General features: G+C 64.9%; 9 protein-coding genes. 2 read left to right on the forward strand and 7 right to left on the reverse strand.

Translation table 11 applies throughout. The annotated features are described in order from the left end of the window. Window positions 1-143: 143 nt before the first annotated feature. Complete coding sequence (locus FJW07_RS13410) at window positions 144-1628, forward strand: MDR family MFS transporter (protein ID WP_140856910.1); 1485 nt, start codon at window positions 144-146, stop codon at window positions 1626-1628. Window positions 1629-1687: 59 nt separating this feature from the next. Here FJW07_RS13410 and FJW07_RS13415 read toward each other — a convergent pair whose 3' ends face one another. From FJW07_RS13415 to FJW07_RS13425, 3 genes are all read right to left on the reverse strand, one after another. Further along, window positions 1688-2719 (reverse strand): NAD(P)/FAD-dependent oxidoreductase, encoded by a 1032-nt coding sequence (locus FJW07_RS13415; RefSeq protein WP_140708651.1) that lies wholly within the window; start codon window positions 2717-2719, stop codon window positions 1688-1690. Window positions 2720-2809: 90 nt separating this feature from the next. Then, a complete protein-coding gene (locus tag FJW07_RS13420; protein WP_140642970.1) occupies window positions 2810-3130 on the reverse strand; it encodes a 2Fe-2S iron-sulfur cluster-binding protein in 321 nt (106 codons plus the stop codon). Window positions 3131-3343: 213 nt separating this feature from the next. Next, the gene (locus FJW07_RS13425; protein ID WP_140856912.1) at window positions 3344-3712 is read right to left on the reverse strand and encodes an Hpt domain-containing protein; all 369 of its coding nucleotides are present in this window, start codon (window positions 3710-3712) and stop codon (window positions 3344-3346) included. Between the two features lie 301 nt (window positions 3713-4013). On the opposite strand from FJW07_RS13425, the gene FJW07_RS13430 reads away from it, so the two are divergent. Beyond that, on the forward strand, window positions 4014-10316 hold the full coding sequence (locus tag FJW07_RS13430; protein ID WP_140856914.1) for a kinesin: 6303 nt from the start codon (window positions 4014-4016) through the stop codon (window positions 10314-10316). 79 nt (window positions 10317-10395) lie between these two features. Here FJW07_RS13430 and FJW07_RS13435 read toward each other — a convergent pair whose 3' ends face one another. The 4 genes from FJW07_RS13435 to FJW07_RS13450 are packed head-to-tail and all read right to left on the reverse strand — an operon-like array spanning window position 10396 to window position 14473. Beyond that, the gene (locus FJW07_RS13435; protein WP_140782875.1) at window positions 10396-11106 is read right to left on the reverse strand and encodes an ABC-type transport auxiliary lipoprotein family protein; all 711 of its coding nucleotides are present in this window, start codon (window positions 11104-11106) and stop codon (window positions 10396-10398) included. After that, window positions 11087-12460, reverse strand: coding sequence for an MlaD family protein (locus FJW07_RS13440; RefSeq protein WP_140648092.1), 1374 nt, complete (start codon window positions 12458-12460; stop codon window positions 11087-11089). The genes FJW07_RS13435 and FJW07_RS13440 overlap by 20 nt, the downstream gene beginning before the upstream one ends. Before the next feature lie 14 nt (window positions 12461-12474). After that, a complete protein-coding gene (locus tag FJW07_RS13445; protein WP_140708645.1) occupies window positions 12475-13287 on the reverse strand; it encodes an ABC transporter ATP-binding protein in 813 nt (270 codons plus the stop codon). Between the two features lies 1 nt (window position 13288). After that, a complete protein-coding gene (locus FJW07_RS13450; protein ID WP_140648090.1) occupies window positions 13289-14473 on the reverse strand; it encodes an ABC transporter permease in 1185 nt (394 codons plus the stop codon). Between the last annotated feature and the right edge of the window lie 72 nt (window positions 14474-14545).

The following is a 14545-nucleotide window of genomic DNA, read 5'->3' on the forward strand; positions in this document are numbered from 1 at the left end:
TCGGCCTATATCGAACGACAGATAGCGGGTTCGAAGCAGCCCTCCGGGCCTCGAACAGTGAAGAGAAATAACAGACGCCAGGCACGACGGGTCGGCCGCAGCCGTTTTGGCGCACTGAGCATCAGCCTTTGAAAGAATGACGCATGGACCAGACCGTCGAGAACCAGGCGATGGCGCCGAAAGCCGCGCCGACGATGAGCGAGAGCGAGAAAAATGCCATCATCGGCGGCGTGCTGTTGTCGATGTTGCTGGCGGCCCTTGATCAGACCATCGTAGCTCCTGCCCTGCCGACGATCGCGCGCGCGCTCGGCCATGCCGAGTATCTGCCTTGGATCGTCACCGGCTATCTCTTGACCGCGACCGCGATGGCGCCGCTCTACGGCAAGATTTCCGACGTCTACGGACGCCGCCCCGTCATCTACGCCGCCATCCTCGTCTTCCTGCTCGGGTCGCTGGTCAGCGCGCTCGCGCCCAACATGCTGGTGCTGGTCATCGGCCGCGCCATCCAGGGCGCCGGCGGCGGCGGTCTCTTCGCGCTGGCCCAGACGGTCATCGGCGATCTCGTGCCGCCGCGCGAGCGAGCGCGTTATGCGGCCTGGATCTCCGGCACCTGGGCGGTCGCCAGCGTCGCCGGCCCGCTGCTCGGCGGCGTATTTGCCGAACATTTGCACTGGTCGCTGATCTTCTGGATCAACCTGCCTATCGGCTTCCTGGCCATGGCCATCATCAACAACCCGCTGAGGAAGCTGCCGATCGCGGCCAAGAACCACCGCATCGACGGCCTGGGCGCGGTGCTGCTGGTTATCGCCACGTCGCTGCTGCTCCTGGCGCTCAATTGGGGCGGCAGCGCCTATCCCTGGTTCTCCCGCGAAATCCTTGGGCTGGTCGCCTGCTCGGTCGTATTCTGGGCCTTCTTCGCGTTGAGGGTGCTCAAGGCGGCCGAGCCTTTGATCTCGCTCGAAGTCCTGAGCAACCCGATCGTGCTCGCCGGCACAATATCGATGTTCCTGCTGCAGGCCGCCAACATCGGCGCGTCGGTATACCTGCCGGTCTATCTGCAATCGGTCGTCGGGCTTTCGGTCAGCGAATCCGGCACCGCGATGCTCGGCCTCTTGCTGGGCACGGTCGCCGGCGCGACCTTCAGCGGCCGCACCATCCCGCGCTTCGTCCACTACAAGCGCATCGCCATGATCGGCGTCAGCTTGGCCATCGTCTGCATTGGCGTGCTCAGTGCCATTGCGGAACACGCCTCGCTGCTCGAGGTGGAAATCCTGACCACTCTGATCGGCCTGGGCAGCGGCACGACATTCCCGGTCGCCACCGTCTCGGTCCAGAATGCCGTCGATCGCGCGCATCTGGGGGTCGCGACAGGCGTGCTGACCTTCCTGCGCACGCTGGGCGGCGCGCTCGGTGTCGCTTTGCTTGGCGCCGTTGCGCTCGGCTACGGCCTGCCGCTCTCCGCCGAAGGCTCGCAGACGCATATCCAGCTGGCATCGGCGTTGCCGTTCGTGATGATTTTCGTCGCCGCCGGCATCATGCTCGTTCTGGCGCTTGCCGTGCTCTTCCTGATGCCGGAAAAGGAACTGCGCGGCCGCGACGAGCACGCCGCGCCTGTGCTGGCGGAATAGGTGTTGAGATTCAGGTGCTGCCGTTCGCAGGGCCGGCGTCACCTGGATATCAATACGCCTTAATCGTGGACGCCGAGCTTCTTCTGCAAACTGGTCGACGAGGTCGTATACTGGAAAACGATCCGCTCGCCCGGGCTGACGATGCGCTTGGCGGCCTGCGCCATCAGCGCCACCTCATGGAAGCCTGACAGGATCAGCTTGAGCTTGCCGGGATACCAGTTGATGTCGCCGACGGCGAAGATGCCCGGGATCGACGTCTGAAACTTCTCGGTGTCCACCGGGATCAGGTTCTCGTGCAGGTTAAGGCCCCATTCGGCGATCGGCCCGAGCTTCATGGTGAGGCCGAAGAATGGCAGCATGCGGGTGCACGGCACCTCGACGTCGCCGTCCGGGCCGCCCTTGATGGTTGCCGATGCGAGCTGGCCGTCGGCGCCGGCTAGGCCGCTGACCTGGCCGACCAGGAATTCGAGCTGCTTCATCTCCTGCATGGCATACATCTTGTTGACGCTGTCGGGCGCGGCCCGGAATTCCGGACGGCGATGCACCAGCGTCACGCTTTTGGCGATCGGCTGCAGGTTGAGCGTCCAGTCGAGCGCCGAATCGCCGCCGCCGACGATGACGAGGTCATGGCCGCGGAATTCCTCCATGCGCCGGACGGAATAGAAGACGCTCCTGCCTTCATAGGCCTCGATGCCCGGAATGGGCGGACGCTTGGGCTGGAACGAGCCGCCGCCGGCGGCGACCACCACCACCTTGGCCTCGAACATCTCGCCTTCGTCGGTCGCGACGCGAAAGGTTCCGTCCTCGAGCTTTTCCAGGCTCGACACCATGCGGTTGAAGGTGAAGTCCGGCTTGAACGGATGGATCTGCTCCATGAGCTTGTCGACCAGGCCTTGCGCGGAGATCGTCGGCCAGCCGGGAATGTCGTAGATCGGCTTTTCCGGATAGAGCTCTGCGCATTGCCCGCCGGGACGGTCGAGAATGTCGATGAGGTGGCATTTCATGTCGAGCAGGCCGAGCTCGAACACGGCAAACAGGCCGACCGGCCCTGCCCCGACAATAAGAACGTCCGTCTTGATAGTCTCGCTCATGCGCTGCGCCCCAATTGGGAATGCCGCGAGACTGCATGAGCTATCGGCTGCTGCCAAGCAGCCAGCGCGAAAGAAAATTGGAAAATCGGCTTAACCCTGGCGTTCGGGGACCCGAACGATCAGCCCGTCCAGCGCGTCGCGCACCTTGATCTGGCAGGAGAGGCGCGAGTTTGGCTGGACCTCATAGGCGAAGTCCAGCATGTCCTCCTCCATCGCCTCCGGCTCGCCGACCTCTGCCGTCCATGCTTCGTCGACATAGACATGGCAGGTCGCGCAGGCACAGGCGCCGCCGCATTCGGCTTCGATGCCCGGAACCGCGTTGCGGATCGCGTTTTCCATGACCGTCGAGCCGTTTTCGGCTTCCACGTCAAATCGGGTCCCGTCATGGGCGATGTAAGTCAGCTTGGTCATTAAGTCACCTGAGGAGTCGCAGCCGAGATAATCACTCTACCGGACAAGTCAACTGCGGCGCGAAAGCGCCACGAAATGACGTTTTTCAGAAAGATAGCGCTAGAGCATGATGCCGAAAAGTGTGAAGCGGTTTTCGGGCGACACCATGCTCTATCCCTTTGATCTAGAGACGGATTCAGATTTCAGGTCGATTCGACCTGAAATCGTCCGGCTCTAGCGGCTGATGCCGGCGATGAAGTCGCGCACTTCCTCGATCAGCGTGCCGAGCCGCTTGAGCGCCCGGACGTCTTCCGGCTGCCCTTCGATGATCGCCGCGCAATCGGCCACCGCAAAGGCGCCGATGCCGCGCGCCGAGCCTTTCAGGCCATGCGCCAGAAGCACCCTTTGCCTGGCGTCGGCATCCGCGATCTGGTCGCGGACGGACAGCGACTGTTGCACGAACAGCGCCAACACTTCCCGTTCGAGGTCACGGTCGCCCATCGTCTGGCGCGCCAGATGGCCGAGGTCGACCGGTCGGGCTCCGGCCGTTCCGGAGGCATCTCCCCCCGGCATGGAAAACGCAATACCACTTTCGCCACGCATACGCACTGCAACTCCATCAAGCGGGCAGACGGGCCCACGAAAATAGGCGCTTCCGGTCGCCAACGGGTTAACGATTGCAGGGGAAAAATGTTGTCACGGAGGCAGCCGGATCACGTCTCCGTTAACCTTATATTTAAAGTTTTACGTATCTCCCGGAATGCATGTTTTCTTTACCCCTGTGTGTCATTACGATACGAAGGTCCATTTTTCAGCCTCCTGCTCGGGATAGACAAGCCAGAATCGGGCCAGAATCAGGCCAAAATCATAAGTCCCGCGGCAGCTAGTACAGGGTAGCGAAGGCATGGCTAAGAAACCAACGACGACCAAGTCTCTCGAGAATGACGTAGCCGCGGAACTGGAAAAGGCGCTTGACCTTGACCTTAACGGCGACGACGGCGGCCTCGATATGGCGGCGTCGATGGAGGATCTCGAAGCGCAGATTTCGGCGGCGGCCGATGAACTGGCGCGCGAAGGCCGCAGCCAGAGGACGGAGCCGGCAAACAATCCCCAGCCTGGCAACCCCCAGTCTCCCAGGGCGCCCGCGGCCAAGCCGGCCGAGTTGCGCCCGGTCGAGCCGCGTAATGGGCAGCCGTCCGGCCTTACGCCTCCCACCGGCTTCACGCCCGCCAATGACGACCGCCAGAAAGACTATAAGACGCTGCTGCACAGCCTCAACCGCCGTGCGTCGAGCACCGTCTACTGGGTGATCGCCTTTATCTCGCTGGCCTGGATCGCCGGCGCCGGCGGCCTGGCCAACCTGTTGTTCGGCCCCGGCATCTGGAAGATCCGCACCTTCGACCAGTTCTTCGCCCGTCCCGAGCTGATTGGCCTGGCGGTTGCCGCGATCGTTCCGGTCATCCTGTTCTGGGCGTTCGCCGCCATGATCCGGCGCGCGCAGGAAATGCGTATTGCCGCGCAATCCATGACCGAGGTCGCCTTCCGCCTGGCGGAGCCCGAAAACCTCGCCCAGGACCGTGTCATGATGATCGGCCAGGCCGTTCGCCGCGAGGTGGCGGCCATGGGCGAAGGCATCGAGCGCACCCTGGCCCGCGCGGTCGAGCTCGAAACGCTTGTCCACGGCGAAGTCAGCCAGATCGAGCGCTCCTATTCCGAGAACGAGGCCCGCATCCGTTCGCTGGTCGATGGTCTCGGCAGCGAGCGCGAGGCGGTCGTCACCCATGCCGAGCGCGTGCGCGCCTCCATTGCCAGCGCTCACGAGACGCTGCGCGACGAGATCGGCTCGGCCAGCGATATCATCCGCGACTCCATCCTTAACGCATCGACCAAGCTGTCGATGACGATCAACAATTCCGGCGACACGCTGATCGATCGCATCAATGAAAGCTCGACGTCGATCTTCGATTCCGTCGAATCGCGCCTGGACAACATCACCGACCGGCTTTCGACCTCCGGCGAGGCTTTCGCGAGCCTCCTCGACACCCGTATCGCCAAGCTGACCGACACCACGGACGGCCTCACCCGCTCGCTGACCGACCTGCTCGATGACCGCACCAATGGCATGGTCTCGCTGCTCGGCGGCGCGGCGCGCACCTTGAGCTCGGAATTCGAGACCAGCCTCAGCGGTATCGAACGGACGCTTGCCGAACGGGGCCAGGCGCTGATCAGCGAATTCCAGACCCGCGCCGAGGCGCTCGACACCGGCACGCAGAAGCTCAACGCCGCCCTCGAGGCGCGCGCCCGCCAGATCAACGAGACGATGGTGGAGCGCGCGAAGGAAATCGCCCACGCCTTCGCGGAGAGCAAGGACACGCTGTCGGCGATGATCGATCAGGGCAAGACCCAGATCGGCGCCGATATGGCCGACATCATCTCGTCGACCTCCTCCATGCTCGAAGCCCGCGCCACCGACTTCGCCGGGCGCATGGAAGCGGCCCGGCATGTGGTGTCGCGCTCCTTCGATTCCGACATCCAGCGGCTGGCCAATGCCCGTGTCGGCATCGAGGAAGCGGTCGAGAACCACAGCCGCGCGCTCTCGGAGAGCCGCGAACGCATGGCCACCGCTATGCAGGCGGACCTGGCGAAATTCGCCGAAAGCCGCGCGGCGATCGATTCCGCCGTCACCAACCAGGTGCAGAAGCTGGCGGAAGGCCGCGGCCTGATCTCGCGCGCGCTCGAAGAAGATCTGCGCAAGGTCAACGAGTCGCGCGCAGCTATCGATGCGTCGCTGGGCGGCCATCTGGAGCAGCTCGAGGAAGGCCGCAATCGCTTGTCTCAGGCCTTGAACGAAGACTCCGGCAGGCTCGTCCAAGCCCGTACAATGATTGACGAAATGGTCGCCGGCCATGTCGGGAAGCTGGCCGAGGGCCGCAACATCCTGGCACGCGCCCTGGAGGCCGATCTCGGCAAGTTGCAGGACAGCCGCGCCTCGATCGACGGCATTGTCGCCGGTCAGGTCGAGAAGATCGCCGAAGGTCGCGCCGTGCTCGCCAAGGCGCTCGAAACCGACATCATCGGCATCAGGACCCTGATCGAGACGCACTCGAGCAAGCTCGCCGAGGACCGCGGCGAACTCAGCCGCGCGCTTGAAAACGATCTGAGCGGCATCCGCGGCCTCATCGACAGCCACGCCGGCAAGCTCGCCGATGACCGCGGCCTGCTTTCGCAGACGCTGGAAGCCGACCTCGCCAAGCTGGCCGAAAGCCGCGCCTCGATCGACGGTCTTGTCGCCGGCCAGGTCGAGAAGCTCGCCGAAGGCCGCGATATCCTCAAGCGCGCCCTGGAGGCCGACCTCAACACCATCAAGGGTGCCATTGCGGGACATTCGGACAAGGTGCTGGAAGATCGCTCGCAGCTGTCGAAAGCGCTCGAAGCCGACCTGCAAGCCGTCAGCGGCGCCATCGCCGATCACCAGGACAGGCTCGCGCAGGATCGCTCGACCTTGTCGAGGGCTCTGCAGGACGACCTCCAGAATGTGAGCGGCGCCATTGCCGACCACCAGAACAGGCTCGTCCAGGATCGTTCGGTGCTGTCGAAGTCGCTGGAGGACGATCTCGCCAAGCTGGCCGAAAGCCGCTCCAGCATCGATGGGCTGGTCGCCGGCCAGGTCGAGAAGCTCGCCGAGGGCCGCGATATCCTCAAGCGCGCGCTGGAAGCCGACCTCAACACCATCCAGGGCGCGATCGTCGATCATTCGCAGAAGATCACCGACCATCGCGCCGAGCTTTCGCGTGCGCTCGAAGCCGATATGGCCAATGCCAGCGGCCTCATGCAGACCCATGCCGACCAGCTGTCGCAGAACCGCACGTCGTTGTCCAAGGCGCTTGAGGACGATCTTGCCAAGCTCGCCGAGAGCCGCGCCGGCATCGACGGCCTGGTGTCCGGCCAGGTCGAGAAGCTCGCCGAGGGCCGTGACATCCTCAAGCGTGCGCTGGAGGCCGACCTTGCCAAGCTGGCCGAAAGCCGCGCCTCGATCGACGGCCTCGTCGCTGGCCAGGTCGAGAAGCTTTCGGAAGGCCGCGACATCCTCACGCGCGCGCTTGAAGCCGACCTCGCCAAGCTCGCCGAGAGCCGTTCCGGCATCGACGGCCTTGTCGCCGGCCAGGTCGAGAAGCTCGCCGAAGGCCGCGATATCCTCAGGCGCGCCCTCGAAGCCGATCTCCAGAAGCTGACCGAGAGCCGCTCGGAGATCGACGACGTCATCGCCGGCCATGTCGGCAAGCTGTCCGAGGGCCGCGACATGCTTGCCAGGGCCCTGGAGGACGATCTCGTCAAGCTCGCCGACGCGCGCAAGGACGTCGATCGTTCGGTTTCCGGGCATATCGACCAGATCGCCGCCAGGAGCAGCGACATCTCGGCGGCCATTGCAGCCGACGTCGAGAAGATCGAGCAGGCCTTCAGCCGGCAGACCGGTGTGATCGAAGAACGCGCCGGCACCATGGAGCGCGCGCTGTCGACCGGCGTCGACAATGTCCGCGGCGTGCTGGAAAAGACCGCAGTGTTCGTGGCGGGCGCGCTGCGCGACAAGGTCATGGAAGTCACCAGTGCCCTGCATGAGCAGGCAGGTGCTGCCTTCAGCGACGCGGACCGCAAGATCGCCGAACGCGCCGAGCAGACGTCCTCCGCGCTGCTTTCCAGGGCCGAGGACATCGCCCAGGCCTTCGAGGCGGCGGACCGCCGCCTGCACGAGCGTGCCCAGGATACGTCCAACATGCTGATGGCGCGCGCCGACGATGCGTCGAACGCGATGATGGCCCGCGCCGAGGAAACCGCGGACAAGCTGGCGACGCGCGCCGGCGAGATCGCCAACACCTTCGACACGGCCGACCAGAAGCTGGTTGCCCGCGCCGTCGAAACGGCGCAGTCGCTGGCCGCCCGCGCCGGCGACATCCTGCGCAACTTCGAGGGCGCCGACGAGCGGCTCTCGATGCGCATCACGGAATCGGCCGAAGCGCTGGCCGCCCGCGCCTCCGATCTCGGCCGCATCTTCGACAGCGCCGACCAGCAGCTCATGTCGCGCATTGCCGAGGGTTCGGAAGCGCTTTCCGCTCGTGCCGGCGAGATCGGCCGCATCTTCGACGACGCCGACAACCGCCTGGTGTCGCGCATTGCCTCGAGCAGCTCGACCATCGGCGAGCATGCCGACACGATCGTCAGCGCCTTCGCCGCCACCGAGCAGCGTGTCGCAGACCGCGCCCGCCAGACCGGCCAGGAACTTGCCGTGCATGCCCGCGAGATCGAGCAGGCGCTGGCCGGCGCCGACGAGCGGCTGGCCGCAAGCGCCTCCGCCGCGGCCGCCCGTGTCGAGGACCAGGTCGCGAGCGTGGAAAACCGCCTCGCCTACACCGCCGAGACCATGGGCCAGAAGCTCAACGAGCAGGTCTCCAGCGCCGAGGCCCAGCTCATCTCGCGCGCCAATGTCATCGCCGAGACCTTCACGGCGGTCGGCCAGCATATCGGCCAGAGCACCAACGAGGCCGCGCGCACGATCGGCGCCAACACCCGCGAGCTCAACACCATGCTGGCGGCGCGTTCGGCCGAGATGGCGAAAATCCTCGACGAGACGGCCAAGCCGCTGGTCGAGCGCTTCGCCCAGGGCGGCTCCGAACTGCAGCGCAGCATGGAAGAGGTCACCGAACGGGCGGCCGAGAAGCTGCGCAGCGAGAACACGAACCTCGTCAACGCGCTGGCCAGCCGCACGGCCGAGACCCTGTCGGCCGTCGAAGGCGCGCGTTCCTCGCTTGCCGACAGCGTGGCCGATCTCATCGGCCGCATGACGACCTCCAGCGCGCAGCTCGGCCAGCTGATCGAGCAGGCTGCCGTCAACCTCGGCCAGGTCGAGGAGCGGCTCTCCGGCAGCACGCAGAGCTTCGCCACGACCACGGAGAAGGCCGCCCAGACCTTCGCCAGCTCCGCGCGTCTCGTCGATTCCAACACGACGCGGCTCACCGATCTGTCCTCGGCAACGCTGCGTGAGGTGGCCTCGATCGCGACCAAGTTCGACGAGCACAGCCGCCTGCTCTCCAGCGCCTCTAACCTGCTCAGCTCCGCGCAGAGCAATCTCGAGCACACGCTGGAGCGTCAGTCCTCGCTGGAAGACCTCGCCGTCGGCCTGGTCAAGAAGTCGGAAGACCTCGAGAAGGTGATGCGTTCCTTCGAAAGCCTCGTCGGCCAGACGATGCAGACCGCGGAGGGCCGCACGATGGAATCGGCGGAAAAGATCCGCACCGCCATCGCCGAGGTCGTCGATTCGGCGACGCGTCGCTTTGCCGACGCGACCGAGGAGATGCGCCGCACCGCGGGCTCGATCAAGAGCGAGCTCGACCTGACCCGCGCCGAGCTGAAGAAGGGCGTCATCGAGATGCCGGAAGAGGCCAAGGAATCGACCTCGGCCATCCGTCGCGCCGTCGCCGAGCAGATCAATGCGCTCAAGGAACTGTCGGATATCGTTGCGAAATCCGGCCGCAGCGGCAGCAGCGAACAGGGCGAACCGCGCGGTCTGCGGCCTGCTCCGCAGGCGCCGGCCCGCGCCGCCGAGCCGCCGCTGCGCCGTCCGCCGGCCCCTCAGCCCCAGCCGCAGCCCACGGCTCGCGCCCCTCAGGCGCCGCTCGCCGAGACCACGCTGCGCGGCACGCTCGACCTCGAACGTCCTGCCGAGGCGCCGCGCCGCGACCCGAACAGCAAGCCGCCGCAGGGCGGCTGGGTGCGCGACCTCCTGACCAACGCTTCGCGCGAGGAGGAGCTGCGGCCGGCAGCGCCGGCGGAAGCGCCGCGCGCGACCCCTGCCCAGCGCTCGCCGCTGCATGTCATGGAGTCGCTCAATTCGCTCTCCGTCGACATCGCTCGCGCCATCGACCATGACGCTTCGATCGAGCTCTGGAACCGCTACCGGCGCGGCGAGCGCGACGTCTTCACGCGCCGCCTCTACACGCTGAAGGGCCAGCAGACTTTTGACGAGATCCGTCGCAAGTACCAGGCAGAGGCGGAATTCCGCGCCGCGGTCGATCGCTACTGCGAGGATTTCGAGAAGCTGCTCAAGGATGTCTCGCGCAACGACCGCGACAACATCATGGCGCAGACCTATCTGACGTCCGACACCGGCAAGGTCTACACCATGCTGGCCCACGCCAGCGGCCGCCTGCACTGAAGCCGATCGGCGGACTGAAACAGAAAGGCGGGCCGGGGTCCGCCTTTTTTATGTTGGAGTTTGATTGCCTGTCCGGCGCTCAGATCGCCGAATCCGTCCAGCGGACGATGTCGGTCGCCGCTTGGCCGAAGGCGTTGTCCAGCGCGCCGACATAGGCAGCGTTGCCGCTGCCGGAGACCGGCGCGCTCGCGGTGAAGTTCTTTGAGGCGCGCACCTCGCCATCGCGGTCGTTGAGGATGCGTACGAACAGGTCGACATCGGCATGCTCGCCGCCATCGACGCGCACCTCGAAGGAGCGTACCTCGACGATGATCTGGTAGTCGATCGCCAGCCCCTCACCCGGCTTGCCGACACCGGCAAAGCTGCCGGAGCGCTGGAAGGTTTCGGCCAGCCTCGCCTGCACGATCAATGGCAGCCGGTCCGCCCATTGCGCGCCCTTGAGGAACTGGATCGACCGGTCGGAAGGCCTGATGACGATGTTCTGGCTGTCCAGCGCCTTGAGCGCCGACGGCTGGGCTATCAGGATCTGGCGGCGGCTGTGGGCATGCATGTCGACCGACGGCGCCGACAATTCGAACGTGTCGAGCGGCGCCGGCTTGCCGCCCAGGGCCGCGCAACCGGCAACCGAAAGCACCAGCAACGCTGCCGCGGACAATCTCAGACGACCCGCTCCCACCCTGACCGACTTCACGCGTGATCCCCGTTGTCCCCGGATCTTACGATCAACCCGCATTCGCGGTTCATTTTCTTGGCGGTCGCGGCAGCCGAAGTCAACGCCGTGTCCTTCCATCGAACTGCCGAACCTCGCCGTCGCCACCGGACAGAATGCGCTGCGGATTGCGGCTGAGGTCGGTCACCGCTTCCTCGATGCGGTTGATCGAGCGCCGGCTGTCCTGCACGAGCGCCTCGACGTTCTGCAGGCCCTGGCCGGAGAAACGCGCCAGATTGTCGGTGATGGTGCCGAGCCGCGCATTCAGCGTGTCGGCCACCTGCTTGAAGGATTTCAGCGTCGCCCTGGCATCGGCCATCACGCCGTCGGCCTCGCCCGAGCCGAGGATCTTGTCGACCTTGGCCAGGATGCCGTCGACGCGCACCGAGGCATCGTTGAGCCGCTGCGCGAGCTGGCGGGCGTCCTTGATGGTCTGGTCGATATCGTCGGAGCGGTTGGCGATCTTGTCGGTCACCTTGGCGATGTCCGAGGCCGCCTTGTCGGCGCTGGCGCTGGCCTTCTGGATATTGGCCAAAGCGGCCTTGACGTCGGCCGGATCGATGCCGTCGAGCACGCCGTTGACCTTGGCCAATGTCCCTTGCGTCTGCTTGGCGAAATCGTTGATCGAGCCGACTGCCGTGTTGACGTTGCCGATGACTGTATCGAACTGCTTCGAGGTCTCCTTCAGATTCGCCGTCACCGTGTCGACATTGGCCACGATGCTCTTGATCTGGTCCTTGTCGACGGAATTGAGCAGGCCTTCGGCGGCCTTCAGCGTGCTGTCGAGTCGGCCCGAGACATTCTTCAGTTGATCCGAAAGCGAGCTCACCGCCGACAGGAACTTGTCGATCCCGTCGGAGTTCTTGGCCAGCGCATCCGAGAAGGTCTCGACATTCTTGACCGTCTGCGTCAGCGGGCCGCGAACGTCCTTGGTGAAGCCTTCGAGCTCGCTCAGCACCTTGTCGGCGCGGGTGAAGATGTTCTGCGCCGTCTGCAGAAGGTTGGTGACCGCCGACGGATTGGCGGTTATCTCGGGGATCCTGCCCTCTTTTTCCGCCTCGTCGAGCAGCTTCGCTTCCTTGGGGTCGGCGCCCCGGAGTTCGATATTGGCCTGGCCGGTCAAGCCGGCAAGGCCAATATCGGCCTGTGTCGACTTGGTGATCGGCGTCATGCGGTCGATCTCGGTGTCGGCAATGGCTACCGTCGGATTGTCGACGTCGATATACACACGTTTGACGTCACCGACCTTGACGCCGTTGAACAGCACGAAGCTGCCGCGGCCGAGGCCCGAAGCCGAACCTGGAATGCGCACGCGCAGCATTGTCGTTTCGCCTCTGTCGCCGATCGCCGCGGTCCAATAGACGAAGGCAAAGGCCGCCAGGATCGCACCCAGCGTGAAGATGCCGACAATAATGTAGTTGGCTCTTGTTTCCATCGCCTCACTTATGGCTATGCGCGCGCCGCAAGATCAAGTTGCCGGGCCCGTTTTCCGCGGAAATAGGACTTCACCCACGGCTCCTCGCTCTTCAGCATATCGTCGATCGTGCCTTCGACCAGCACCCGCTTCTTGCCGAGCACCGCCACGTGGTCGCAAGCGGTGAACAGCGTGTCGAGATCGTGCGTGACCATGTAGACGGTCAGGTCCATGGTGTCGCGAAGCTTGACGACCAACTCGTCGAATTCGGCCGCGCTGATCGGATCGAGGCCGGAGGTCGGCTCGTCGAGAAAGACGATGTCAGGGTCGAGCGCCAACGCACGGGCGAGCGCCGCGCGCTTGATCATGCCGCCGGACAACTCGGACGGAAACTTCTGCGCGGCGTCGGCCGGCAACCCGACCAGCTCGATCTTGAGCAAGGCGAGCTCATCCATAAGCGCCCTGGGCAGGTCGAGATATTCACGCATCGGCACCTGCACGTTTTCCAGCACCGTCAGCGCCGAAAACAGCGCGCCATGCTGGAAAAGGACGCCGAGCCGCATGTCGATGCGCAGGCGGTCGGCGTCGCTCGCCTTGTCGACATCGACGCCGAACAGGCTGATCGTCCCCGATTGCTTCGGCATCAGCCCCAATATGGTGCGCAACAGCACCGATTTGCCGGCGCCCGAAGCGCCGACAAAGCCAAGGATCTCCCCGCGCTTGATGTCGAGCGAGAGCTTGTCGAGGATCAGCTTGCCGTCGATGGCCACGGTGACGTTGCGCACCGAAAGCACGATTTCGTCGTCGTTGGTATCCTGCGCTGCCGCTGCGCCGTTGCCGTTCGCCATCTCAGAACCCGATCGCTGCGTAGAACATGGCGAAAAGCCCGTCGAGGATGATGACGACGAAGATCGACTTCACCACCGATGCGGTCACGTGCAGGCCGAGCGATTCGGCGCTGCCGCCGACCTTCATGCCCTCGACCGAGGCAATGATGCCGATGATCAGGGCCATGAACGGCGCCTTGATCAGGCCGGCAAAGATGGTGCTGAGATCGATGGCGACGCGCAGCCTGTCGATGAACGCGGCCGGTGGAATATCGGAATAGAGCCAGGCGGCGACGATCCCGCCGGCAAGCGCGGCGAAATTGGCGATGATGGTGAGGCACGGCAGCCCGATCACCAACGCGACGAGCCGCGGAAAGACCAGCACGCCGATCGGATTGAGGCCGATCACCTTCAGCGCGTCGACTTCCTCGCGCATCTTCATGGAGCCGATCTCGGCGGTGATGGCGCTGCCTGAACGTCCCGCGAGCATGATCGCCGTCATCAGCACGCCGAGCTCGCGCAGGATCAGCACCCCGACCAGGTCGACGACGAAGATGTTGGCGCCGAAATAGCTGAGCTGGTAGGCGCCCTGCTGGGCGACGATGGCGCCGACAATGGCCGACATCAGCACCACCACCGGTATCGCGCCGACGCCCATGCGATCGATCTGGTTGAAGATCGCGGCCAGGTTGACCGCGTGGCCGCGGCCAAGCTTCATCTGCGCGCCGCGGATCGTGGCGCCGAGGATGTTCATCGAAGCGAGGAAATCGTCGCGCATCTCATAGACCCGCCGGCCAACCAGCTCCAGCGCACGCAGGATGATGTTGGGCGGCCCGGACGGGCCTGATTCGGGCTCACGGCGAACCGCATCGCCGACCGCGCCGAGCAGGATCGAGGCGATCTCGCTCTGCCCCTGCAAATGGACCTCGACGCCTTTCTTCTCGAAGGCGCTCGCCAGTCGGTCGATAAGCCAGGCGCCGGCTGTGTCCATCTTTTCGATGTGGGAAAGGTCGAGCATCAGCTGCTTTGCGCCGCTTTTCCCCTCGATCTTGCGCATGTCGGCATCGACCAGAGCCACGGTGCGCGTCGTCCACACACCAGAAAAGGCGCAGCCCAGCACGCCTCCTTCCTCGCCCACGGCAACGCGTGGCCGATGCTCGGCGTCCTTGGCCTCGCCGCTTGCGTCGCGTTTGCGAATGGTCAACATGGCGTCCTGTTTAGCGTGACCGGACTGGCGTGTCGATTTGCCTGCAGACTGGTGTCGCATAGCCGGAGAAGA

Origin of the sequence: Mesorhizobium sp. B3-1-9, from assembly GCF_006439595.1 — a bacterium.
Classification (GTDB): Bacteria; Pseudomonadota; Alphaproteobacteria; order Rhizobiales; family Rhizobiaceae; genus Mesorhizobium.

What these genes read in the sequence shown, in the direction of transcription:
- FJW07_RS13410 (WP_140856910.1), top strand. Translation starts at nt 144, where the DNA reads ATGGACCAGACCGTCGAGAACCAGGCGATGGCGCCGAAAGCCGCGCCG.
- FJW07_RS13415 (WP_140708651.1), bottom strand. Translation starts at nt 2,719, where the DNA reads ATGAGCGAGACTATCAAGACGGACGTTCTTATTGTCGGGGCAGGGCCG.
- FJW07_RS13420 (WP_140642970.1), bottom strand. Translation starts at nt 3,130, where the DNA reads ATGACCAAGCTGACTTACATCGCCCATGACGGGACCCGATTTGACGTG.
- FJW07_RS13425 (WP_140856912.1), bottom strand. Translation starts at nt 3,712, where the DNA reads ATGCGTGGCGAAAGTGGTATTGCGTTTTCCATGCCGGGGGGAGATGCC.
- FJW07_RS13430 (WP_140856914.1), top strand. Translation starts at nt 4,014, where the DNA reads ATGGCTAAGAAACCAACGACGACCAAGTCTCTCGAGAATGACGTAGCC.
- FJW07_RS13435 (WP_140782875.1), bottom strand. Translation starts at nt 11,106, where the DNA reads ATGGAAGGACACGGCGTTGACTTCGGCTGCCGCGACCGCCAAGAAAAT.
- FJW07_RS13440 (WP_140648092.1), bottom strand. Translation starts at nt 12,460, where the DNA reads ATGGAAACAAGAGCCAACTACATTATTGTCGGCATCTTCACGCTGGGT.
- FJW07_RS13445 (WP_140708645.1), bottom strand. Translation starts at nt 13,287, where the DNA reads ATGGCGAACGGCAACGGCGCAGCGGCAGCGCAGGATACCAACGACGAC.
- FJW07_RS13450 (WP_140648090.1), bottom strand. Translation starts at nt 14,473, where the DNA reads ATGTTGACCATTCGCAAACGCGACGCAAGCGGCGAGGCCAAGGACGCC.